A 22,110-nucleotide genomic window follows, 5' to 3' on the forward strand; every position below is an offset into this window, starting at 1 on the left:
GGAGCTGGAGACGACTGCGCTTGCGCCGATGCCGAAAACCTGAATGATCGGCCTCGTGGCATCGCGCCCTTTGGTTGCCTGCCTCTTGGAGATCGTCGCGATATGCCGATACCCATGCCACAAGGCGCGGACCTGTCATGGACGCCGCAGTTGCTCTGGCTGAATACCGTGTCCGGTGCGATCATCGCGGTCGCCTTCTTCTCCATTGCGTTCGTGATCGGCTCGTTTGTGTGGCGGCGCCAGCGCGACGTCATGTTTCGCGGCGTGATCGGCGGCTTTGCGGCCTTTTCCGCGGCCAGCGGCGTGGCCCGCCTGCTGGCGATCCTCGATCTCTGGGTGCCGACGCCGATCATCGCTAGCGCTTTCGACACATGTCTGGCGCTGATGTCGATCGCGGTCACCATCGCCATGTTCAAGATGCTGCCCCGCCTTCTCGTGCTGCCCACGCGCATCCAGCTGCAGAAGGCCTATGACCGGCTGGAAGAGGAAATCAAACAGCGCCGCGAGGCCGAGGCCATGGTCGCGCGCTTCCAGGAGATCGAAGCCAATGAGGCCAGGCTCCGCCAGGCCCAGAAGATGGAGGCCATCGGTCAGCTCACGGGCGGCGTTGCGCACGATTTCAACAACATCCTCACGGTGATCACAGGCACCATCGAAATCCTCGCGGAGGCCGTCAAGGACCAGCCGCAACTCGTCCAGGTGACGAAGATGATCAGCGCGGCGGCGACCCGCGGCGCCGACCTGACCCAGCATCTGCTGGCGTTCGCCCGGCGCCAGCCGCTGCAGCCGCGCGCCACGGACGTCAACAAGCTGGTGATCGAGGCGGCGCGACTGCTGCGGCCGACCCTGGGCGAACAGATCGAGATCGAGTCGATGCTCGCACCCGACATTGCGCCGGCCCTGGTCGATGCCAGCCAGCTCTCGACGGCGATCCTGAACCTCGCGCTGAATGCACGCGACGCGATGCCTCACGGCGGCAAGCTGACGCTGGAGACCAAACCCGCCACGCTCGACGCGGACTATGCCCGCCTGAACAACGACGTCATGCCGGGCAACTACATCATGATCGCGGTGAGCGACAGCGGAGAAGGCATCCCCAGCCATATGCTCGACAAGGTGTTCGAGCCGTTCTTCACCACCAAGGAGATTGGACGGGGGTCAGGCCTTGGACTCAGCATGGTCTACGGCTTCGCCAAGCAATCGAACGGGCACGTCAAGATCTACAGCGAAGAGGGCCACGGCACCACGATCAGGCTCTATCTGCCCCTGGCCTCCGGGCCGGCGGAAGCGACGGTCGACGAGGTGCGGAAAACAGAGGTCGAACGCGGCAATGAATCGATCCTGATCGTGGAGGACGACGCGCTGGTGCGCGAATATGTGGTGGCGCAAGTCGGCCGTCTCGGCTATCGAACGCTTGCCGCCCGCAATGCCGGCGAGGCGCTTTCGATCATCGGCAGCCCCGAACGCATCGACCTCCTGTTCACCGATGTGATCATGCCCGGCGGCATGAACGGCCGGCAGCTCGCCACCGAGGCGTTGAAGCGGCGTCCGGAGCTCAAGGTCCTGTACACGTCAGGTTACACAGAGAACGCGATCGTGCACCATGGCCGGCTTGATGCCGGCGTTCTGCTGCTGGCCAAACCGTATCTGACGTCCGATCTCGCCAGGATGATTCGGATCGCCCTGGCGTCGTGATTCTTGCCGCAAGCCGGCACGGCTTCGCGCCTGATCAAAGCGAAACGCCCGGGAGTGCTCCCGGGCGTCGGTGTCAGGGGACTTTGCCGGGAACAGGCTGGCCGATCAGGTCGACGCGATCTTGCCCATCGCGGGATCGCTGGTGGTGGCGCAGCCGTTCTCGACGTGACCGGCGAGCTGCCATTTGAAGCCCGGGTCGGTATCGGCGGTGACCGCCAGGTCGTACCAGCCTTGATTGTGCTGCACATGGATCATGGTCTGGAACGTCTCGCCATGGCGCAGCCGGTGCTTTTGGCTCTGTCCGGTGTAGTTGTCGACCAGCGTCACGGTGCAGATCGCGCCCTTGTTGGTCATGACGAGCCCGAGACCGTACACGTCGTTGCCCGACCCCTCGTTGGAGAAGTCCATCGAAGAGATGTCGACATTGGCGACATTGGCCGCGATGCCGCCGCCCTTGAAGCCGCGGAAGAAGCCGTTCGGCCCATACACCGACAGATCGTACTGCCCGGCGGTGGCGGCGAGATCCCAGACGTCGTTCAGCGACTTCTCGGATTCGACCGTGTAGCTCCACGGACCCAGCATGCTGTTGCCCGAGCGGACATGGAAGCAGACCCCGGCATCGCCGGGATTGGCGAAGCGGATCGCGAACCTCTTCTGCGCAGGATCGGCCGAGCCGTCGACGCTCAGATTGTAGGGCAGCGGACGCGCCGGGCGGACACCCTGCTCCTGCACCGGCATCGCCGGCTGGGCCGGCGGCACCGGGTGGTAGTTGTCGTAGCGGATGCCGGACGTGATATCGCTTGCGGGCGGCGCAACCGTCGGCGGCAGCGGCGCCAGGCCTTCGTTCGGCGAACGGAAGTTGAAGGCGGAGGTCAGGTCGCCGCAGACCGCGCGCCGCCAGGCCGGGACGTTCTTCTCGAACAGGCCGGGCGCGGTGCGGTGGAAACGCTTCTCGATGAAGCGGATCACCGAGGTGTGGTCGAACACTTCCGAGCAGACAAAGCCGCCGCGCGACCAGGGCGAGACCACCAGCATCGGCACGCGGACGCCGAGGCCGTACGGACCCGCGACATGGCTGCCGTCACCGGCGAACAGATCGGTGCTGGTGTCGACGGTCGACTGGCCATATGCCTTCGACGGCGCCGGATAGGGACCGACCACGTGATCGAAGAAGCCGCCGCCCTCGTCGTAGTTGATCAGCAGGACGGTCTTACTCCAGAGCTCCGGATTCGAGGTCAGGATGTCCAGCACCTTCGAAATGTACCAGGCACCGGGACCGGGCAGCCAGTTCGGATGCTCGCTGAACGCTTCCGGCGCCGCGATCCACGACACCTGCGGCAGCGTGCCGTTCCTGACGTCATTGCGCAAAAGGTCGAACAGGTTCTCGAAGCTGCCGCCCTTGGCGATATTGGTGCCGCGCAGCGCCTTCTCATAGAGCGGGCTGCCCGGCTGCGAGTTCTGATACTGGTGGAAATAGAGCAGCGAGTTGTCGCCGAAATTGCCGATCCACGGATTCGAAGTCCAGCCCCACGAGCCGTCCGCGGTCAGCCCGGTGCCGATGTCCTGATAGATCTTCCAGGAGATGCCGGCCTTTTCCAACAGTTCAGGGAAGGTCGACCAGTCGTAGCCGGCTTCCGCATTGGTGATGACCGGGCCGCCATTCTTGCCGTCATTGCCGTCCCAGCCGGTCCACATGTAGTAGCGGTTCGGATCGGTCGGCCCCATCACCGAGCAGAAATAGGCGTCGCAGACGGTGAAGGCGTCGGCCAGCGCATAGTGCCAGGTCAGATCCTGACGGTTCATATGGGTCATGGTCGTGGTCCCCTTGTTCGGGATCCACTGGTCATATTTGCCGTTGTTCCAGGCCTTCTGGCCGTCGTTCCAGCCATGCGCCACGTCTTCGACATAGACGTTGGCCGCGTTGTCGACCCGGAACGGCATCACGCTGGTGTTGCCGTTCGGCTGCTGCCAGACCGGATTGCCGTTGGGCAGCTTGACCGCGCGCGGGTCATTGAAGCCCCGCACACCGCGCATGCTGCCGAAATAATGATCGAACGCGCGATTCTCCTGCATGAGAACCACGATGTGCTTGACGTCCTCGATCGTGCCCTGACGGTTGAAGGCCGGAATCGCGTGCGCACGCTCGATGCTCTGGGTCAGCGCAGCGGTGGCAGCGGACGCGCCGAGCAGGCGCAGAAATTCGCGACGATCATGACGCATGTCATTCGACATCTATTCACTCCCCAAGTGATGCGTCGCGTCGAATAGGGGCGCGCGGTAACAGCCACGTGACCGCAGCATTAAAGATGTGTGGCTGGTTGATGTCGCAGTCTGCTCTACCGCAGCGAGAGGAGCGAGCATGGGTCAGCCGAAGATTCAGCCGAAGACGATGGAGCCGCCGGATTGCTCACGCGATCGCGTGGAGCGGTCCATGCCGAAGAACCTCCAGCACCAGCGGACCAGCCAAGTGCCGAGCAGCAGTCTCCGCTATTGCAGCCGAGGCAGGGGTCGCAGCGTTTCCGAGGGCGTCTCGCCGAACATCTTCCGATACTCTTTGGCGAAATGGCCGGAATTGTTGAACCCGCACTTCAGCGCGATCGAAGTCACGGTATCGCCCGGGTCGGGATTGCAGAGCATGCGGCGCGCATGCTGCATGCGGTTCTGCTTGATCTTCTCGCCCAATGAGACCCCGTGGGCGGAAAAATACTGATAGACCGCTCGGGGGCTGATGCCGTACTGCGCGGCGAGCTGTTCGATCGAGATCTTCTGGTTCCAGTGCCGCTCGATGTGGCCCAGAATCTTGCGAATCGGCTCGGGCGTGTCCCCGTCCCGGCCGGTCCTCGTTTCGGTGATGTCGATGGTCGAGCCTACGAGATGGGTCCGTCCTTCGGATGAGCTGTCGACACAGGTCCCCATGCCGCGGACCCAACGAAAGCCGCCGCTGTCGTCGATCGTCCGGTATTCCTGCGTGTAGCCGGCCCGCTTCACGATGGCCCGACGTATCACCTTCTCCAGCGCGTCCCTGTCGTCAGGGTGGACGCGGCGCATCATGTCGCTCAGGGATGGCACTGAGCTCGCGGGACTACCTGAAGACCGACCGTCGGTTTCAACCACGATATTGAATGTCGTGAGGCCCGCCAGTTTTTCGGCCGCCGCAAGCTGCCCTTCCAAGATCTTCGTCGCCGTGATGTCTTCGACGACGGCGCAATACCATCGCAGTCTCCCCTCGCCGTCCCGTATCGGATTGACGATCACATGGGCCCAGACCACGCTGCCATCCTGCCGAACGTAACGCTTGTCGAGTTGGTACTGATCGATTTCACCGGCGAGCAGCCGCTCATGCTGGAGCCGGTTGCGCTCCCGGTCATCGGGATGCGTGAACTCGAAAAAGTCGATCCGATCGATGATCAGCTGCTCCAGCGTGTAACCGACGATGCGGCAGTATTCCGCATTCGCAAAGCGAAGCCGGCCGCCTTCGGCATCCACGACGGCAATACCGACCCCTAAACTGTCGAGGAACAGCCTCGGCATCTGGATGATTTCGGCAAGATCTTTCTCTGGCATGCCCGAGTATTGAAAGCGCGTTTGGAACCGGGCGCAAGCTAGCCCGCACCAACACTCAAATCTTGATCTAAGGCAAAGCGAACGCGACGGAACGAGCGGTGGATCACCAACGCCGGAACTCTTGCAGAATTCGAACAGCGCTGCAGAAAACCGCCTAACTAAATCTTACTAAGAGTTTGATAGATTTAAATAACCCCGGGATTTCCCGGAGATTCTTGGGAGTTCGAAACGCGCATCGAGCCGTAGCCCGCACCTCTAACTCGTCGTCACGAGACGCGACATCTCAAAGATGCGGATCGCCTCGGCCTGCCGGTATTTTCGAGCTCGACCGATTGGAGATATTTATGTTCGGCCGCAAGAACCAAAGTGAGACGATGGCCTCCCTGGCCGCGAGCGCGATTAGCGCCAAGGTCATGGTCGCAGACGACAAGCTCAACATCGTCTACATGAACGAGGCGGTGAAGGCGATGTTGCGCGAGGCCGAGCGCGATCTGCAGAAGCAGCTGCCGAGCTTCAGCGTCGACAAGCTGATCGGCACCAACATCGATTCTTTCCACAAGGATCCGTCTCGCCAACGGCGCATGTTGCAGACTCTCAATGCGGAACACCGCGCGACGATCAAGATCGGCCCATGGGTGTTCGACCTGGTCGCCACACCGCTCAAGTACCCGGATGGAACCCGCGCCGGCACCGTGGTCGAGTGGTCCGACGCCAGCATCAGGCTGCAGAATCTGGATTATGCGGCCCAGGTCTCCGCGATCGGCAGGTCGCAGGCGGTGATCGAATTCAATCTCGACGGTACCATCGTCACTGCCAACGACAACTTCCTGAAGGCGTTGGGCTACACCTTGCCGGAGATCCAGGGCAAACATCACAGCATGTTCGTCGAGCCGCGCGAGCGCGACGGCGCGGGCTATCGCGAGTTCTGGGCGGCGCTGAACCGTGGCGAATACCAGGCTGCCGAATACAAGCGCATCGGCAAGGGTGGTAAGGAAGTATGGATCCAAGCCTCCTACAATCCGATCTTCGACGAGAACGGCAAACCGTTCAAGGTCGTCAAGTTCGCAACTGACGTCACCGCGCAGAAGCTTCGGAATGCCGACCTCGCCGGCCAGATCGCCGCGATCAGCAAGTCGCAGGCGGTGATCGAGTTCAATCTCGACGGCACCATCATCACCGCCAACGACAATTTCCTTCACGCGCTTGGCTACACACTTTCGGAGATCAAGGGCAAACATCACTCGATGTTCGTCGATGCGACCGAGCGCGACAGCGGGGAGTATCGCGAGTTCTGGGCCGCGCTAAATCGGGGCGAGTACCAGGCCAACGAGTATAAGCGCATCGGCAAAGGCGGGCGCGAGGTCTGGATTCAGGCTTCCTACAACCCCATCCTCGATCTCAACGGCAAGCCGTTCAAGGTCGTCAAATATGCCAGCGACGTCACCAAGCAGGTGCTGGTCCGGATGGGCAATGAGCGCGTCCGCAGCATGATGGAATCGGTCGCGGCCGGCGCCGAAGAACTGAACACTTCCGTCCGCGAGATTTCGGAAGCCATGACGAAATCGCGCGAAACCGCGATCGGCGCGGTGGAACGCGTCGCCTCAGCGGATTCGCAGGCCAAGCGCCTCAGCGATGCCGCGCAGGCGATGAGCGGCATCGTCGAGATCATCAGCGACATCACCGGACAGATCAATCTGCTGGCCTTGAATGCCACGATCGAATCGGCCCGCGCCGGCGACGCGGGGCGCGGCTTCGCCGTCGTGGCCTCGGAGGTCAAGAACCTCGCCAATCAGGCCAAGGCGGCCACCGACAAGATCGGCTCGGAGATCGGCGGGCTGACGGGGATTTCGAGCGAGGTCGTGAACGCGCTGAACGCCATCAAGCTCGAGATCCAGAACGTCAGCGAATACGTCACCTCGACCGCGGCCGCGGTGGAGGAGCAGAGCACCGTCACCAGCGAGATGTCGTCCAGCATGCAAAGGGCGGCAGCGGAAGCCCAGGCGATCGCCGCCCGCGCCAACGCGTAAGGAGGGCAGCGGCGTACGCTGTCCGGGTGAGGCATGCTCGATGCGCCGATCTAGGCAGCGGCGCTCGTCCCCCTGATCAGATCGCCGGCCTTGTCGGCGATCATCAGCGTCGAGGCGTTGAGGTTGGCCGAGATCATGCGTGGCATCACCGAAGCGTCGACCACGCGCAGGCCCTCGAGGCCATGCACGCGCAAATGATCGTCGACCACGGCCCAGGTGCTGTCGGCCGGTCCCATCCGGCAGGTGCAGCCGGGATGGAAGGTCGTGGTCCCTCGCTCCGTGGCGGCAGCCAGGAGCTCATCATCCCTGGAGACCTTCGGTCCCGGGAAATCCTCATAGGCGTAGTACGGCGCGAGCGGTGCTGACGCGAGCAGCCGCCGCGCCAGCTTCATGCCGGCGACGACCACGCGGCGGTCAAGCTCGGCGGTGAGATAGTTGGTCTGGATCACGGGCGGAGCGAACGGGTCGGCCGAGCGCAGCCGCAGATAGCCGCGGCTCTCCGGGCGCTGCTGCCAGGAGGCAACCGTCATGCCCGGCTCATCCTCCAGCTGGCCCTGCACGCCCTCCTTGTAGCTCGCCGGCGTAAAGGTGAGCTGCAGGTCGGAGCTCTCCGCGGTCTCGCCGGAGTGCCAGAAGCAATAGACCATGGTCGGCGACAGCGACAGGATGCCGCGCCGCGTCACCGCCCATTTCAGCGCCTCGCCCCACAGATTGACGCCGCGCGCGAGCTCGTTGATGGTCTTGATGTTCTTGACCCGTGCCACCGTGCGCGGCGCATAGTGATCCTGAAGGCCCTCACCGACGCTGTTCAAGGCATGGCGCACCTCGATGCCGTGCTCACGCAACAGATCCGGCGCGCCGATCCCGGAGAGCTGCAGCAGCTGCGGCGAGTTGTAAGCGCCTCCGGAGAGGATGACCTCCTTGCGCGCGCGCACCTCCATCGGCACGCCGCCGCGTCCGCCGCGGCTGTAGCGCACGCCGACGGCACGCTTGCCGTCGAGGATCACGCCGGTGGCATGTGCGTTGGTGCGGATCTCGACATTCGGGCGCCGGCTCGCGGGCCGCAGGAACGCGGTCGCCGACGAGACGCGGCGGCCGTTCTGGATGGTGCGCTGGACGTAGGAGACGCCCTCCTGGATCGCGCCGTTGTAATCAGGATTGCGCGGAATGCCGAGGCTGATCGCGCCATCCATGAAGGCTTCACACAGCGTGTCCTTCCACTCCATCGTGGTGACGGTGAGGCTGCCGTCGCGGCCGCGATAAGCCTCGTCGCCGAGGCCGATCCGCTTCTCCATGCGCTTGAAGTAAGGCAGGATGTCCGCATAGCTCCAGCCGCGATTGCCCATTTGCGCCCAGGTGTCGAAGTCCTGGCGCTGGCCGCGATTGTAGATGTGGCCGTTGATCGAGGAGGAGCCGCCGAGCGTCTTGCCGCGCGGCGCATAGATGCTGCGCCCGCCGGTATAAGGGCCCGGCTCCTGCTGATAGCCCCAATTGATGCTCTTCATGTAGAAGGTCTTGATGAAGCCGGCCGGCAGGTGGATGTAGGGATGCCAGTCGCGCGGCCCCGCCTCCAGCACGCAGACCGTTACCGACGGATCCTCACTCAGACGGTTGGCGAGCACGCAGCCGGCTGATCCTGCGCCGACGATCACATAGTCGAATGTATCCATCTTGATCTTTTCACTCGTTCGTCCAGCCGCATGTGCCATCACGCGGCGCGCATCGCACCATCAACGCGTCTTGTCATGCAGCTGATAGTCGAGATGGGCTCTCACGGTCGGCCATTCGGACGCGATGATGCTATAAACCACTGTATCACGCAGCGTTCCGTTCGGCGCAATCTGGTGGCTGCGCAAGATCCCGTCCTGCTTGGCGCCGAGCCGTTCGATCGCCCGTCGGCTCTGGTGGTTGAAGAAATGGGTGCGGAACTCGACCGCGATGCAGGCGAGCGTTTCGAACGCGTGGGCAAGCAGCAGCCTTTTGCACTGCGTATTGAGCGCGCTGCGCTGCACGCCCATTGCATACCAGGTCCCGCCGATCTCGACCCGCCGGTTGGCGGCGTCGACGTGCATGTAAGTGGTCATCCCGACGACCCGTCCCTCGGCATCGAACACCGTGAACGGCAGCATCGTGCCCGCCGCCTGCAGACCGAGCCGTCGCTCGATCTCCGTGGTCATGCACTCCGGCGCCGGCACCGAGGTGTACCAGAGCTTCCACAGCTCGCCGTCGTTCACCGCGTCCACAAGCGCGTCGTGGTGCGTCGGTGACAGCGGCTCGAGGCGCGCGTGCGGACCGCGGAGGGTGATCGGTTCAAGAAATGCCAATTTCGTCTTCCTCCCCTCATCCTGAGGAACATCGCGCAGCGATGCGTCTCGAAGGATGAGGCCAACAGCGGGGGCCATGGTTCGAGACGCGCCTGCGGCGCTCCTCACCATGAGATCATCTATTGCACTATTTGTTCAAAAAGTTCAGCGGCAATCCCGGCCGGGGCCAGTCCATCGCCACCAGCTCGCCTTTGCCGGACAGCGTGATATAGGCCGTCTTCAGGTCCGGCCCGCCGAAAGCGATGTTGGTGGTGACGCGGTCGCCGGTCGGAACCTGCTCGACGACCGTGCCATCCGGCGCGATCACGCTGATGCAGCCACTGACCAAGGTCGCAACACAAACATTTCCGTTCGCCTCCACCGCAAGCGAATCGAACATCTGGTAGCCGCCGAGACCGGCAATCGGCTTGCCGCGCTCGCCGCGATAGATCACCTCGCGCGGCCTCACCGTGCCGGGCTCGGAGAGCTCATAGGCCCAGAGCCGCGCCGTCGGCGTCTCCGCGATGTAGAGCGTCTTCTCGTCCGGCGACAGGCCGATGCCGTTGGCCGGCAGCATGCCGTGGCCGCCCTCGACGATCTCGGTCATGCCGGGCTTGAGGTAGTAGAACGCGCCGACATCCATGTCGCGCGCGCGGCGCTTGCCGAGGTCGGAGAACCACAAGCCGCCGTGACGGTCGAACACCAGGTCGTTCGGCCCGCGCAGCGCATGCTCGCCGCAGCGGCTGACCACGGTTTCTACCGCGCCGCTCTGCAGATCGACGCGCTGGATCGAGCCGCCGAGATAGTCCTCGGGCTGCGCGCCGGGCATGATCATCTTGCCCGTCGGAATCCAGGAGAAGCCGCCATTGTTGCAGATGTAGATCTTGCCGTCCGGCCCGAGCGCTGCGCCATTCGGGCCGCCGGGAATCTGCGCGACCACCTCCTTGCGGCCGTCGGGCCAGACCCGGGTCAGCCGGCGGCCACGGATTTCGACCAGCACGACCGAGCCGTCCGGCATCGCCACCGGCCCTTCCGGAAATTCCAGATCGGTGGCAAGCACACGCAGATTGGCCATTCGGACGTCCTCCCGCTCTTGTCGGCACAGGCGAACGCCGGATTTCGATCGCCTGCAAACGTTTTTTTGCTGACGTCGTTATGGCAAAGCGACGCCTGCTTGCCAAGCAAGCGAGCCTCGGCCGCGCTGCAGGGCTGCGTTGCAGCAGGCTGGCGCAAGCGGTCCTATTCGATCACCGGCACCCAGATCTCGAAACCACCATTGCCGGTTTCGGGATCGAAGCGCGCACCGTAACGCTCGAAAATCGGCGCGTCGGCAACCTTGTATCCGGACGCTGGCAGCCAGTGATTCCAGATCGTGCTCATGGTGCGGCGAATGGTGGAGACATGCTCGGGATGGGCGAACACCGCGAAGGTCGCCGCGGGAATGCGAACCTTGCTGAAGTCGCGCGGCAGATCGGAGAAGTCGGTGACCTCGACGCCGGCGATATAGTCGAAATTGCCGGCATCGTCGCCGTTGCAGCAGACGCCGTAGGCGTCGCCGCCGACGCGGCCCGGGATGGCGTCGACCGTCTGATGAAACCGCTGCCAGAGAGCGGGAATGCCAGCGGCATTGTCGTGGCTGAAGCGGTCGCCGACGCCGGCGACGAGCAGCGGCTTGATGCTGATGATACGAGGCGGGGCCAGATTGGCGAGCGGAGTTGAGTCCATGGTGATCGGCTCCAGAAGGTTGAGGCCACCAAGGCGCGCCTTCATGCGGACCATCTCCGGCGTGACGCCGAACTGGTCGCGGAACGCGCGGGTGAACGCTTCGTGGGAGCCGTAATCCGCCTCCAGCGCCAAGGTGAGAATATCGGGCGCGCCGCCGGCCAGAGCGCGCGCCGCCTCGCTCAGGCGACGCAGCCGCACGTAACGCATCACCGAGACGCCCATCGCGGCCGCAAATGCGCGCACCAGATGGAAGCGCGACACGCCGGCGACAGCGGCGATGTCGTCGAGTGCGAGCGGCGCCGACAAATGGCTCTCGATGAACCAGAGCGCCTTCTGGGCTGGACTGCCGGACAACGGCCCTCCTTTCGAAACGGCGCGATCATCCGCGATCTTCGAATCCGGGACTTGATCGCCGTTGCGCTCTCCTAACGTTTCAGCACAACGGAACCGCTATTTCCCGCCGTCTTTCGCGGCCGGCGCCGCGTCCTTCGCTGCCGGTGCGTCGGCTTTCTTCTTCAACTCATCGAGAAGCTTCGCCTGTGCCGATTTGAGTTCCTCGATCGTGCCTTGCTGTGCTGCGAGCGCAGCCTTCAGCACCTGGACCTGACGGTTGGCGGCATCGATCTTCTGCTGATGGTCGAGTGAGAGCTTGGTGATCGTCTTCTGCAGGAACTCAACGTTGCTCTGCAAGCAGGACGTGCGACGGTCCATCGCCTTCTCGGCGGTGCAGATCTCAAGACCTGGAACGTCCTGCGCCAGCGCCGCCGTTCCCGTCGCCAAAGCAAGGCAGAAACACAGCGAAAACATTCCAAGAATCGATCTCATCACAATTTCCTCATCCCGCCGCCCCACACATGAATTTGCGTGGAACTAGCACCTTGTCCTGATGCTACCATACTCAGACCTCAATCACGCATTGAGGTTGTGAGCGCTGGGACCCGTTTCGAGGGAGATGCACAGAATGGCTACGCGCGAAAAACGGCTGGCGCAATTCGATGGCAGCGGCGAACCGCCGCCGGGACAAGCGGTCGAAGTGCTATGCGAGGATCATAGTGGCACTTACCAACTGCCGTTTCCATGCCTCTATGTCGACGGCAAATGGCACAATCAGGAATCCGGCGGCATGCTGGAGGCGACTGTGGTCGCCTGGCGCTTTCCGCGCATGGGCTTTGATTCGCGCCATGGGCGGTCGGAGCGCACCAACGGCACGTTCGCATCCGCTCGCGCATCATCCTATTGATTGAATCCGCGTCCCTGAGCGTCGCTCGGGGACGGTCTTGCCGAAAATATGGTTTTGAACGCAGGTTGGGCATCACAACGGGATAGGCCTAAAGCGCGATGAGATTGGGATGAACCGCCATCGCGCTTTAGGTTATTGTTTGAGCATGATCTCCGCGCAAACGCGTTCCGCGTTTGTCACGAGGGAAAACCGCTTCGCACTTTTCCGGATCATGCTCTAGCAGCGCGCCAATCATACCAGCTGACGCCGGCCGTCCCGCCATCAATCCTGCCAATCGAAGACGCGATATCGACCATCGCCGCCGCCACAGCACCGACACGATCGCGCACCTGCGCGCAGCCTGTCTCAAAACGCGACGCCGGACTTGTCCGGCTTAATGTTTGGAACGCGGCCGGAACGAAACGCGGCCGAATCAGCTGCGACGCGCGGTACGAGACCTGTTCACGGCTAGATGTCGTGCCGAGCTGCCACGGCCTACCACATAGAGTCCAGGTCGCGCCGATCACGGGCTCGCGACCGGCGACAAAGGTTAATCGCGATGAAGCATCGTCGACGCGCTAGCTCCACGGCGTCACGGGCGGCACCTTGTCGGTGGCGGGCGGCATCTCGACCGTCTTGAAATCGGCGGGGCTGACGATCTCCAGATATTCCATGTCGGGCGAGTAATCGAACAGGTAGTGCACGATGCCCGGCCGCTGGTGGACGACGTCGCCGGCCTGAACGAGAGTCGGCTTGTCCTCGTACATGAAGCGGGCCCAGCCCTTCATCATGATCACGATCTGGAAGTCGCAATCATGCCGGTGCCAGCCGGTGCCGTCGGTCGGAGGACAGTCGGGATTGGCCTTCACCAGATGGCAGATCACCTGGCCGCCAGTTGCATCGGCAATGCCGAGATCGCGGTAAAGGAAGAATTCGCGCAGGCCTCCGCCCGTGTAGTCGGTATCATCAGGCTTCACATGCGAGAACTTGGACAGCACGGCATGCTGATTCATCACGGCCTCCTCCGGTTGATACACGGGGCCCCGCAGCCGTCGGCGTCCATTTGGATGGGCTGCAGCGGCCACCTCGCCCGAAAGCCTGTTTTGCTATGCGAAAAGTGCGCCAGCGCCGCGCGCACGCGGCGGTAAGCTTGCGAACCGGCGTGAAGCCGCTGATCGGAGACCGATTTTGTGTTCGATGATCGCATCGGCCGGTCGGGCCGGCGCGGCCCGCGGCCGCGCAGAAAATGCGCGGCCGGGCACAAAAATGAGCAGGCTTCTGCTCCGCGCGTAGCCGCGCTTAGTATTCGACCTCGAGCTCCTCGATCTCGGCCGGCTCGGCTTTGGCGGCCTCGATCCATTCCTGCATCTCCGGCATCGCCATGATCATGTCGGCATAGGCCTGAAGCCGCGGCTCGAGCTTGACGTCATAGGTCACGAAGCGGGTGACGACCGGTGCGTACATCGCGTCCGCCATGGTCCGCTCCCCGAACAGGAACGGCCCACCCGACAGCTCCAGACACTCGCGCCAGATCGCCGAGATGCGGTCGATATCGGCCTGCGCCCGCGTCCAGATCTTGAAGCCGGGGAAATGGGCCTTCAGATTGACCGGCAGCGAGGCGCGCAAGGTGGTGAAGCCGGAATGGATTTCGCCACAGATCGAGCGGCAATGGGCGCGCTGGATGCGATCGGCCGGCAGCAGGCCCGCCTGCGGGAAGGTCTCGTTGAGATAGTCGGCGATCGCCAGCGTGTCCCAGACCGTCGCGCCGTCATGGCGCAGGCACGGCACCAGGATCGAGGACGACAGCAGCAGGATTTCCGCGCGCGCCGACGGGTCGTCGGGCGCCACGACGATCTCGTCGAAGTCGAGGCCCGCGAATTTGGCGAGCAGCCAGCCGCGCAACGACCACGACGAATAATTCTTGCTGCTGATCGTCAACGTCGCTTTTGCCATGCCGCCTACCCTCTTTGTCGTCTTTGGTTCAGGGCCCGGTGGTCGCCGACCGGCAACCGACCATCGGCGGACGCTGATGAGCGCCCGGAGCCCGATACTCCAGCGATTTCACGCAGCAAGCGACATGCCAGTTTTTGAGGCAGGACTCCCCGGCTCTGGCTCCGATATTGCATGCAAAGACATGAAGTGACGGACCCTGACCCGATGGCGCTGCTGTATCAAGCCTTTCAGAACCACATGGACCTGACCGAGCCCTGGCGCCAGGGGGCCTCGGCCGCGCTGCGTTACCTCAACCTGATCCCGCCCGGCCTTTCCCATCGTGCCTGGCGGCGCCTTGGCGCGGCGCTGGAGCTGGTCTCGCGCTCCGCGCTGACCTATGCGCGCCCGGCTTATGGGATCGACAGCGTCATGGTGGGCAACCGCGAACTGCCGGTCAGCGAAGAGGTGACGTTCAAGACGCCATTCGGCTCGCTCTTGCATTTCAAGAAGGACGGCGCGCCCGAGCAGCCGCGCATCCTGCTGGTCGCGCCGATGTCCGGTCATTTCGCCACGCTGTTGCGCGGCACGGTGAAGACGCTGCTGCAGGACCACGACGTCTACATCACCGACTGGCACAACCCGCGCGACATTCCACGCGCGCACGGCCGCTTCGGCCTCGACGACTACACCGAGCACCTCATCACCTTCTTAAGCCAGCTCGGGCCGCGCCCGCATATGGTCGCGATCTGCCAGCCCTCGGTGTCCGCGCTCGCGGCCACCGCCATCATGTGCGAGGACAATCATCCGTCGCGCCCGGCGACGCTGACCCTGATGGCAGGTCCGATCGACACCCGCATCCAGCCGACCAAGGTGAACGAATTCGCCAAGAGCAAGCCGATCAAATGGTTCGAGGACCATCTGATCCACTACGTGCCGCTTCAGTGCCAGGGCGCGTTCCGCAAGGTCTATCCGGGCTTCGTGCAGCTCACCGCCTTCGTGTCGATGAATCTCGAACGGCACGTCAAGCAGCACATGGACCTCGCCAACCATCTCGCCAAGGGTGAGACCGAGAAAGCCGAGGTGATCAAGACGTTTTATGATGAGTACTTCGCGGTGATGGATCTGCCGGCCGAATTCTATATCGAGACCGTGCGCGACGTCTTCCAGGAGCATCTGTTGCCGCAGGGCAAGCTGACCTATCGCGGCCGCACGGTGAATCCGGCCGCGGTCCGCCGCATGGGCCTGATGACGGTCGAGGGCGAGCGCGACGACATCTGCTCGATCGGGCAGACGCTGGCCGCGCAGGAGCTCTGCACCGGCGTCCGCAACTATCGCCGCGTGCACCACATGCAGGCCGGCGTCGGCCATTACGGCGTCTTCAGCGGCAAGAAGTGGAACAACGAGATCTATCCGCTGCTGCGCGATTTCGTGCACGTCAATTCGTAACGGCGGGCCTCAGCATCGCCGGAGCGCAGGCACGCCGCCGCGTGGCCGATGGCGTCTCCCCGAACTTCGCCTTGTAGGCACCGGCCATGCGGCCGAGATGGGTGAAGCCGAGATCGAACGCCATATCGATGATGTGCACCTGCGGTGGGGCATTCATCAATCGCGCATTCAGCTGCGCCAGCCTGAGGTCGAGCAGCATCTCCGAAATCGAGCTGTTGAAATGGCGGCGGAAGCCGCCTTGCAGCGCCCGGATGCCGATGCCGACGTTATCAGCGAGGCGCACGAGGTCCAAAGGCTCCGTCGCATGCGCCTGCAGATAGTCCCACGCGCGCTGCAACCGGCGCGGCAACGCTTCTGACCGGCCGGAGAACCTCAGGACTGCATCCGACAGGTTGTGAGTTCGGCGAACGAGCAGGAGGTCGAGCAGCGACTCCCGCCAGTCCGCGGCCGCCACAGCCGACAGGATGCGGTGCGGCCCGATCCGCTCCGCCAGGCCCGCGAGCTCCTGGATGCGCGCCGCCAGCATCGATCCGCAGCCTTCGGAGATATCGATTGCGGCATCGAAGGTGATCGGCTGCACCATCTTGCCGGACAAGGCTGCCGCACGCTGCTCGACAAGCCGGCGGTCGACCAGCAGGATCAGCTGCGCGCAGTGGTCCCAGACCATCTGCGTCGGCAGCGTCGGCGACAGCAGCGAGGCGACCTGCGGATGGCTCTCGATCTCACGCGATCCTGCCCGGATACGCGCCGCGCCCGACAGGGGGAGCTGCACCAGGAAGAAGCGCTCGAGGCAGCCGGGGTCGATGGTGACGACACCGCCATAGGCCACGTAGTTGATCGAGAAGCCGTCAAATGCCGCGCAATTGTGCACCGCGCCGAAGTGCTGGGCCGCCCGATCGACCGGCTGCAGCCGATGCGGGCAGAAGATGCGCCCGATCTGTTCGGCCGCCTCGTCGATTTCAGTTGTTGCAACGCGACAGAACTCCGGGAGTCGCGGGCTTGCGAACCTGTTATCAGATCGATGCGCACCCGCTTCTGCAGACAACATCGCCGCCATCGCCTCTCACACGATCGTTTTAAGCCTATAATAATTAGCCGGCGTGGTCGAGGGATTCGTTTTCCGGATAGACAGCACGCCAACACCGTCCGATCCTTCAGCCGTGCATGAGGGAGACGAGCCATGACACCACTGGAGAAAGGCATCACGGCGGCCGGCACCGGCTATGGCGGCAAGAGCTGGAACATCCTGGGCCAGCTCTATTTTCCGAAGGCCATCACCGATTCCACCTTCGCCTTCGAGACCAACAGCGAGCCCGGGCAGTTCGTCCCGGTCCATGTCCATCCCACGCAGGACGAGTTCATCCTGGTGCAGGAGGGCGTCCTCGATCTCAAGCTCGACGGTGTCTGGGTCAAGGCCCATGCCGGCGACCTGGTCCGGATGCCGCGCGGCATTCCGCACGGCTATTTCAACAAGTCTGACAAGCCGGCCCGCGCGCTGTTCTGGGTGTCGCCGATGCAGAAGCTGGAGGCGCTGTTCAACAGGCTGCATGATCTCACCGACCCGGCCGAGGTCGTCAAGATCTCGGCCGAACACGAGGTCGATTTCCTGCCGCCCGAGGCCAACGATTAGCCGACGACGACGCGCTGCGATCGACCTTGGGGACACGACGTCCAGGTCGATTGCAGGCGTAACCAAACTTACGTCCACGTGATGAAGGCAAGCGGCTAATAGGCCGCAGCCCGCATCTGGTGCGGCACGCCCTGCCCGTCCAGGCGGACGGGGACGGCCGCAAGCTTCGGTCGCGCCGGGTGGCCTCCGCAGTGCAAATCTCCACCTGCAGCCGCGCGGCAGACGAACGCTGCCAGCGGCCGGCTGCCTTCGATGAGGGTACCTGCCATGATCATTCGGAAGAACGTGTGCGTGATCGGTGCCGGGGTCTCCGGTCTTGCGGCGGCGAAGGCGTTTTCAAAGCGCGGCCACAACGTCACCATCATCGAGAGAAGCGGCGATCTCGGCGGCGTCTGGGAGCCGGCGCGCTCCTATCCGGACGTGCAGACCCAGAGCCCGAAAGAGCTCTACCGCTACACCGACAAGGCGATGCCGGAGTCGTATCCGGAATGGCCCAAAGGGCCGCAGGTCCATGCCTATCTCGCCGACTATGCGCGAGACCACGGCCTCGATCGCATGCTGCGGCTGAACACCACCGTCCTGGCCATGCACCGCCGCACCGACGGCAAGCCGGGCTGGACACTCGATCTCGCGGCCAAGGGCGGAGAGAACAGCCGCGAGGATTTCGACTTCGTCGCCATCTGCATCGGCCAGTTCAACGAACCGCAAACCTTGAGCCTTCCCGGCGAGGAGAGCTTCAAGGCCGCAGGCGGCCAGGTCCTGCATTCGTCACACTACAATGACGCGGCCCTCGCCAGGGGCCGCAAGGTCGTAGTGCTCGGCGGTTCGAAGTCGGCAACCGACATCGCGGTGAATGCGGTGAAGTCTGGCGCGCGCGAGGTCACAATCATCTATCGCGAGCCGGTCTGGCGCATCCCCTATTTCATCGGCGGGCTGATCAACTTCAAGCGCATCCTCTACATCCGCGCACAGGAGCAGATGTTCGCAAGCTGGGGCATCGGACCACTCGCGCGGCTTGCGCATGTGATCGCCAAACCCCTCGTCTGGGCCAATTGGCGCGGCCTGGAAACTCTGCTCAAGGCGCAGCTGAAGCTTGAGAAATGCAAGATGGTCCCCAAGGAGCCGATCGAGGTCGGCATCAACTGCTCGGTGCCGATCGCAACGCCTGATTTCTTCCCGATGGTAGCGGACGGTCGGATCAAGGCCATCCAAGGCACGTTCGACCATTACGAACCGAACACGATCGTGACGAGCGGCGGCGAGCGCGTGTCGGCTGACCTGGCCGTGCTCGCGATCGGCTACAAACTCGGCGTGCCGTTCCTCTCCGATGCGGATCGCGCCAAGCTCGTCGACGCCGACGGACAATATCGCCTGTATCGGCTGATCGCCAATCCGGACCTGCCCGATCTCGGTTTCGTCGGCTTCAACTCCAGTTTCTGCACCGTGCTGTGTGCCGACATGGCGGCGAACTGGCTGGTGCGCTACGCGGATCGGCAACTGGCGCGGCAGCCGAGCGACCGCGAAATGCGCGACAACATCGAGATGATGCTGCATTTCAAGCGCGTCGAGCGGCCTGCGGCGGGAGTCTATAGCGGCCTCTGCGTGGCGCCATATCATTTCAAGCATTTCGACGAGCTGCTGGCCGATATCGGTACCGCCAAGCGGCACCGCAATCCGCTGGCCGAGATGTTCGCTCCGCCCAATGCCGACGCCTATGCTGCGTATCTCGCGTCGGCGCCCGACTACCGGGTCAATGCATGACAATGGATGGCCAATTCGGCGAGCGCTGCGCTGGAATCCGGTTGCAGTTCGCCGATCGCGGCAAGTCATGGGCGATTTGATAGGACAAACTGCAAGGCTGACGTCCAAATCCACCCTGGTTCTTTCCCGAGAAGCGGGCTATGCAAATTGCGCGGCGCGATCAATGAACCGCACAGAATGCTTGTCCTCGGGAGGATCCCAGATGAAATCACCGGTCCGCTTCCGCGCCCTCGTGCTTGGATTTGCCACTGCGGTTGCCTTCGGCACCATGGCGAGCGCCGCGGAGGTGCATGTGATGATCTCGGGCGGGCTGACCGCAGCCTTCAAGGCGCTGGCGCCGGAGTTCGAGCGCACCACCGGCAACAAGGTCACCGTCGCTTACGGGCCGTCGATGGGCACCACGGTCAATGCGATCCCGGTGCGGCTGGAACGCGGCGAGCCGGCCGATGTGCTGATCATGGTCGGTTACGCGCTCGGCGATCTCATTGACAAGGGCAAGGTGGCCGCCGACAGCCGTGTCGATCTGGTGAAGTCGCCGATCGGCGTCGCGGTCAAATCCGGCACGCCCCATCCCGACATTTCGACCGCTGACGCCGTCAAGCGCGCCCTGCTGGCGGCGAAAACGATCGCCTATTCCGACAGCGCCAGCGGCGTCTACGTCTCGACCGAGATGTTCGACAGGCTCGGTATCAAGGACGCGATGAAGGATAAGGCGCGGATGATCCCGGCCACACCGGTCGGCGAGATCGTCGCCCATGGCGAGGCCGAGATCGGCTTTCAGCAGATCAGCGAGCTGAAGCCGGTGACGGGCATCGATATCGTCGGCCCGTTGCCGGATGAGCTGCAGAAGATCACGGTCTTCTCGGCCGGCATCGCCACCTCCTCGAAAGAGCCGGAAGCCGGCAAGGCGCTGATCAAATTTCTGACCTCGCCGGCTGCCCGCGACGTGATCGTCAAGAGTGGGCTCGATCCGATCACACCCGCCGCCGGGCACTGATCACTGCGTGCGCAGCGGTGCGTCCTTCAGCCCGTTGTCGTCGAAGGCCTTGCGCAGTGCCCCGTTCGACTTGGCGTCGGTCATGAACTTGGTCACGAAGGCAAGCGCCTGGGGATGCTTCGGCGGCACGGCCACGGCCGTCGACGTCTTGGCGAAGGTCTCGTCGAGCACCTTCGTGCCCGGGAGCTTTTTCGCCATTTCGTTGAGCTGATCGCGCGACAGCGCGAAGGCGTCGACCTCACCTGCGGCGAGCAGGCTGAACGCTTCATCATAGGTCTTGAAGACCGTCACCTTCGCCTTCTTCAGATGCGCCTTCGCGCTGCGCAGGGTCGTGGTGTCCTCGATCGCTGCGACCTCGGTGCCGTCCTGGTCGAGTGTCGCGAAATTGGTCACGGTCGAACCCGACCTGATGATGTAGGTCGCATCGGCGATGTCGTAGATCGGGCCGAACGTCAGCTTGCCGTCGCGCTCGGCGTCTTTCGGCAGGAAGGCGACATCCCAGCCACCTTTGGCGCCCGCATCGGTGATCTCGCCCGAATTGTGATACTCGACATATTCGACCGGGACGCCGACCTGTGCAGCCATCGCCTTGCCGAGATCGACCGGAACGCCGGCGTAGCCGTTCTCCATCCGCGTGCACCAGAACGCACCGCCGGCCGTACTGGTCGCGATCGCGACCCGCAACTTGCCCGTCGGGGCGATCTCGTCCTTCAAGCTCGCAGCATATGCGCCGTTCGTTGCCGCCACCACGGCAGCAAACGCCAAGACCGCAGCGCCTAGGCCGCGCCACTTCAACAACATGGCCTCTCCCATCAGTTTGCACGGTGGAAACACACCGTCCACCATGGCGAGGGCCTCGTTAAATACAAATTACTTCGGCGACGTAAAGGCAAAAGCAACGCGCAGAATCTGCGCGTTGCCATCTCGAATTCAAATCAACCGATGCAGAAATTCGATTAAACGCAGCGGCGGACTGCGACACCGTTCACGATGACCGTCCTGCACGCGGCGACCGGGGGTCTGCGTACCACGACCGCACCGGCCGGACCGGCGCAGCCGGCACGAACGACACCCCGCGCGCAGACCACCGCATTGGCGTCGGATGATGAGACCAGGGTCACCAGGGCAAGGGCGAAAATACCGCTTAGGATTGAAATAGCCGTACGCATATCGAGCTCCATAATGAATGAATTTAATCCACCCTCGCTGCCGAACATGCGTCGACAGGGATGCACTGACAACTGTGACAAATTGGGTGGATCTCAGTTTCTGAAGCACGCTCCGAGGGCAGCGCGGCTGCCGCCCGCGGAGCTCGCAAATCTACGGGGATTATCGTGCTGCGAATTCCGCGAGCATGCTTCTGCAGGCCGGCGACAGCGAGGCCGCATTGGTCGCAAGGCAGCGGGCAATCCGACCACCGCCGGGCTGAACCGCGCTACATAGTGCCCGCGCGTCCGGTCCGCATGCTGCGTTAACGATCCTGAGCTCCTCGAGCGGCCGCAAGGGCCGCAACACCAGAACGGGTGCTGCAGGTGCAGCCGGTGCGCCGCCTGCGGCAGGCGCGGCTGCGGCGGCAGCAGGTGCCGCGGCACCACCGCTCGCAGCCGCCAGCGCCTTCTCACAGGCCGGCGACAGCTTCGCCTTGTTCTTCTCAAGGCATTGCAACGCGGCGGCGCCGCCCGGCGCCACGCCAGCACAGACGCTGGGATAATCGGACCGGCAGGCGCTGCGGATCGCCGCGACCTGCGCCTTGCTCGGCTTGCCGGCCGGCATGGCAGCTGCCGACGGCGCCGGCCTCGATGCGGCGGCGG

Annotated in this window: 19 protein-coding genes and 2 pseudogenes; 7 read left to right on the forward strand and 14 right to left on the reverse strand. The window is 63.6% G+C overall.

All coding sequences use genetic code 11. From position 1 onward, the window contains the following. Positions 1–102 precede the first annotated feature (102 nt). A complete protein-coding gene (locus BRAS3843_RS37575; RefSeq protein WP_008974532.1) occupies positions 103–1,695 on the forward strand; it encodes an ATP-binding protein in 1,593 nt (530 codons plus the stop codon). A gap of 105 nt (positions 1,696–1,800) precedes the next feature. On the opposite strand, the gene BRAS3843_RS37580 is transcribed toward BRAS3843_RS37575, so the two are convergent. Then, a complete protein-coding gene (locus BRAS3843_RS37580) occupies positions 1,801–3,927 on the reverse strand; it encodes a phospholipase C, phosphocholine-specific (protein WP_008974533.1) in 2,127 nt (708 codons plus the stop codon). A gap of 255 nt (positions 3,928–4,182) precedes the next feature. Beyond that, positions 4,183–5,259 carry a helix-turn-helix transcriptional regulator gene (locus tag BRAS3843_RS37585; protein ID WP_008974534.1) on the reverse strand — a complete coding sequence of 359 codons (1,077 nt, stop codon included), beginning with the start codon at positions 5,257–5,259 and terminating at the stop codon, positions 4,183–4,185. Between the two features lie 344 nt (positions 5,260–5,603). Between BRAS3843_RS37585 and BRAS3843_RS37590 the strand changes: the two genes are divergently transcribed. Next, positions 5,604–7,286, forward strand: coding sequence for a PAS domain-containing methyl-accepting chemotaxis protein (locus BRAS3843_RS37590; protein WP_008974535.1), 1,683 nt, complete (start codon positions 5,604–5,606; stop codon positions 7,284–7,286). A 50-nt stretch (positions 7,287–7,336) separates the two neighbouring features. Here BRAS3843_RS37590 and BRAS3843_RS37595 read toward each other — a convergent pair whose 3' ends face one another. The 5 genes from BRAS3843_RS37595 to BRAS3843_RS37615 form a co-directional block, all read right to left on the reverse strand. Beyond that, positions 7,337–8,956, reverse strand: coding sequence for a GMC family oxidoreductase N-terminal domain-containing protein (locus BRAS3843_RS37595; RefSeq protein WP_008974536.1), 1,620 nt, complete (start codon positions 8,954–8,956; stop codon positions 7,337–7,339). Positions 8,957–9,016: 60 nt separating this feature from the next. Beyond that, positions 9,017–9,610, reverse strand: a complete 594-nt coding sequence (locus BRAS3843_RS37600; protein WP_008974537.1) for a GNAT family protein — start codon at positions 9,608–9,610, stop codon at positions 9,017–9,019. A 127-nt stretch (positions 9,611–9,737) separates the two neighbouring features. Then, positions 9,738–10,664 carry an SMP-30/gluconolactonase/LRE family protein gene (locus BRAS3843_RS37605; protein ID WP_008974538.1) on the reverse strand — a complete coding sequence of 309 codons (927 nt, stop codon included), beginning with the start codon at positions 10,662–10,664 and terminating at the stop codon, positions 9,738–9,740. 164 nt (positions 10,665–10,828) lie between these two features. After that, entirely contained in the window at positions 10,829–11,668 is an 840-nt protein-coding gene (locus BRAS3843_RS37610) for an AraC family transcriptional regulator (protein WP_008974539.1), read from the reverse strand. 96 nt (positions 11,669–11,764) lie between these two features. After that, positions 11,765–12,121, reverse strand: coding sequence for a hypothetical protein (locus tag BRAS3843_RS37615; RefSeq protein WP_035984121.1), 357 nt, complete (start codon positions 12,119–12,121; stop codon positions 11,765–11,767). 154 nt (positions 12,122–12,275) lie between these two features. Between BRAS3843_RS37615 and BRAS3843_RS37620 the strand changes: the two are divergent. Next, a pseudogene (locus tag BRAS3843_RS37620) lies at positions 12,276–12,479 on the forward strand (hypothetical protein); the annotation flags it as partial. A 632-nt stretch (positions 12,480–13,111) separates the two neighbouring features. On the opposite strand, the gene BRAS3843_RS37625 reads toward BRAS3843_RS37620, so the two are convergent. Then, positions 13,112–13,546 (reverse strand): cupin domain-containing protein, encoded by a 435-nt coding sequence (locus BRAS3843_RS37625; protein ID WP_008974542.1) that lies wholly within the window; start codon positions 13,544–13,546, stop codon positions 13,112–13,114. A 286-nt stretch (positions 13,547–13,832) separates the two neighbouring features. Continuing rightward, positions 13,833–14,486: a glutathione S-transferase family protein gene (locus BRAS3843_RS37630; RefSeq protein ID WP_008974543.1), complete on the reverse strand. Its 654-nt coding sequence runs from the start codon at positions 14,484–14,486 to the stop codon at positions 13,833–13,835. A 204-nt stretch (positions 14,487–14,690) separates the two neighbouring features. Here BRAS3843_RS37630 and phaZ point away from each other — a divergent pair, with 204 nt between their 5' ends. After that, positions 14,691–15,911, forward strand: a complete 1,221-nt coding sequence (gene phaZ / locus BRAS3843_RS37635; protein ID WP_008974544.1) for a polyhydroxyalkanoate depolymerase — start codon at positions 14,691–14,693, stop codon at positions 15,909–15,911. Here phaZ and BRAS3843_RS37640 read toward each other — a convergent pair. After that, the gene (locus BRAS3843_RS37640) at positions 15,901–16,959 is read right to left on the reverse strand and encodes an AraC family transcriptional regulator (RefSeq protein ID WP_139025094.1); all 1,059 of its coding nucleotides are present in this window, start codon (positions 16,957–16,959) and stop codon (positions 15,901–15,903) included. The genes phaZ and BRAS3843_RS37640 overlap by 11 nt on opposite strands. Positions 16,960–17,091: 132 nt before the next feature. Between BRAS3843_RS37640 and BRAS3843_RS37645 the strand changes: the two genes are divergently transcribed. Further along, entirely contained in the window at positions 17,092–17,541 is a 450-nt protein-coding gene (locus tag BRAS3843_RS37645) for a cupin domain-containing protein (RefSeq protein ID WP_008974546.1), read from the forward strand. Positions 17,542–17,636: 95 nt separating this feature from the next. Here the strand turns inward: BRAS3843_RS37645 and BRAS3843_RS41785 are convergent, their stop codons facing one another. Beyond that, positions 17,637–17,810: a hypothetical protein gene (locus BRAS3843_RS41785; RefSeq protein ID WP_175361190.1), complete on the reverse strand. Its 174-nt coding sequence runs from the start codon at positions 17,808–17,810 to the stop codon at positions 17,637–17,639. On the opposite strand from BRAS3843_RS41785, the gene BRAS3843_RS37655 reads away from it, so the two are divergent. Continuing rightward, a complete protein-coding gene (locus tag BRAS3843_RS37655) occupies positions 17,809–19,302 on the forward strand; it encodes an NAD(P)/FAD-dependent oxidoreductase (protein WP_008974547.1) in 1,494 nt (497 codons plus the stop codon). The two genes, BRAS3843_RS41785 and BRAS3843_RS37655, sit on opposite strands and share 2 nt — an antisense overlap. 202 nt (positions 19,303–19,504) lie before the next feature. Then, on the forward strand, positions 19,505–20,299 hold the full coding sequence (locus BRAS3843_RS37660) for a substrate-binding domain-containing protein (RefSeq protein WP_008974548.1): 795 nt from the start codon (positions 19,505–19,507) through the stop codon (positions 20,297–20,299). On the opposite strand, the gene BRAS3843_RS37665 is transcribed toward BRAS3843_RS37660, so the two are convergent. From BRAS3843_RS37665 to BRAS3843_RS37675, 3 genes and pseudogenes are all read right to left on the reverse strand, one after another. Further along, positions 20,300–21,097, reverse strand: a complete 798-nt coding sequence (locus BRAS3843_RS37665; RefSeq protein WP_085967080.1) for a transporter substrate-binding domain-containing protein — start codon at positions 21,095–21,097, stop codon at positions 20,300–20,302. Between the two features lie 158 nt (positions 21,098–21,255). After that, entirely contained in the window at positions 21,256–21,468 is a 213-nt protein-coding gene (locus tag BRAS3843_RS42435) for a hypothetical protein (RefSeq protein WP_035984130.1), read from the reverse strand. A 160-nt stretch (positions 21,469–21,628) separates the two neighbouring features. Further along, positions 21,629–22,110 (reverse strand): annotated as a pseudogene (locus BRAS3843_RS37675) (hypothetical protein); the annotation flags it as partial.

Source organism: Bradyrhizobium sp. STM 3843, assembly GCF_000239815.1.
Taxonomy (GTDB): domain Bacteria; phylum Pseudomonadota; class Alphaproteobacteria; order Rhizobiales; family Xanthobacteraceae; genus Bradyrhizobium.

What these genes read in the sequence shown, in the direction of transcription:
- BRAS3843_RS37615 (WP_035984121.1), bottom strand. Translation starts at nt 12,121, where the DNA reads ATGTTTTCGCTGTGTTTCTGCCTTGCTTTGGCGACGGGAACGGCGGCG.
- BRAS3843_RS37655 (WP_008974547.1), top strand. Translation starts at nt 17,809, where the DNA reads ATGATCATTCGGAAGAACGTGTGCGTGATCGGTGCCGGGGTCTCCGGT.
- BRAS3843_RS37645 (WP_008974546.1), top strand. Translation starts at nt 17,092, where the DNA reads ATGACACCACTGGAGAAAGGCATCACGGCGGCCGGCACCGGCTATGGC.
- BRAS3843_RS37630 (WP_008974543.1), bottom strand. Translation starts at nt 14,486, where the DNA reads ATGGCAAAAGCGACGTTGACGATCAGCAGCAAGAATTATTCGTCGTGG.
- phaZ (WP_008974544.1), top strand. Translation starts at nt 14,691, where the DNA reads ATGGCGCTGCTGTATCAAGCCTTTCAGAACCACATGGACCTGACCGAG.
- BRAS3843_RS37640 (WP_139025094.1), bottom strand. Translation starts at nt 16,959, where the DNA reads ATGTTGTCTGCAGAAGCGGGTGCGCATCGATCTGATAACAGGTTCGCA.
- BRAS3843_RS41785 (WP_175361190.1), bottom strand. Translation starts at nt 17,810, where the DNA reads ATGGCAGGTACCCTCATCGAAGGCAGCCGGCCGCTGGCAGCGTTCGTC.
- BRAS3843_RS37575 (WP_008974532.1), top strand. Translation starts at nt 103, where the DNA reads ATGCCGATACCCATGCCACAAGGCGCGGACCTGTCATGGACGCCGCAG.
- BRAS3843_RS37625 (WP_008974542.1), bottom strand. Translation starts at nt 13,546, where the DNA reads ATGAATCAGCATGCCGTGCTGTCCAAGTTCTCGCATGTGAAGCCTGAT.
- BRAS3843_RS37590 (WP_008974535.1), top strand. Translation starts at nt 5,604, where the DNA reads ATGTTCGGCCGCAAGAACCAAAGTGAGACGATGGCCTCCCTGGCCGCG.
- BRAS3843_RS37595 (WP_008974536.1), bottom strand. Translation starts at nt 8,956, where the DNA reads ATGGATACATTCGACTATGTGATCGTCGGCGCAGGATCAGCCGGCTGC.
- BRAS3843_RS37585 (WP_008974534.1), bottom strand. Translation starts at nt 5,259, where the DNA reads ATGCCAGAGAAAGATCTTGCCGAAATCATCCAGATGCCGAGGCTGTTC.
- BRAS3843_RS37660 (WP_008974548.1), top strand. Translation starts at nt 19,505, where the DNA reads ATGAAATCACCGGTCCGCTTCCGCGCCCTCGTGCTTGGATTTGCCACT.
- BRAS3843_RS42435 (WP_035984130.1), bottom strand. Translation starts at nt 21,468, where the DNA reads ATGCGTACGGCTATTTCAATCCTAAGCGGTATTTTCGCCCTTGCCCTG.
- BRAS3843_RS37580 (WP_008974533.1), bottom strand. Translation starts at nt 3,927, where the DNA reads ATGTCGAATGACATGCGTCATGATCGTCGCGAATTTCTGCGCCTGCTC.
- BRAS3843_RS37605 (WP_008974538.1), bottom strand. Translation starts at nt 10,664, where the DNA reads ATGGCCAATCTGCGTGTGCTTGCCACCGATCTGGAATTTCCGGAAGGG.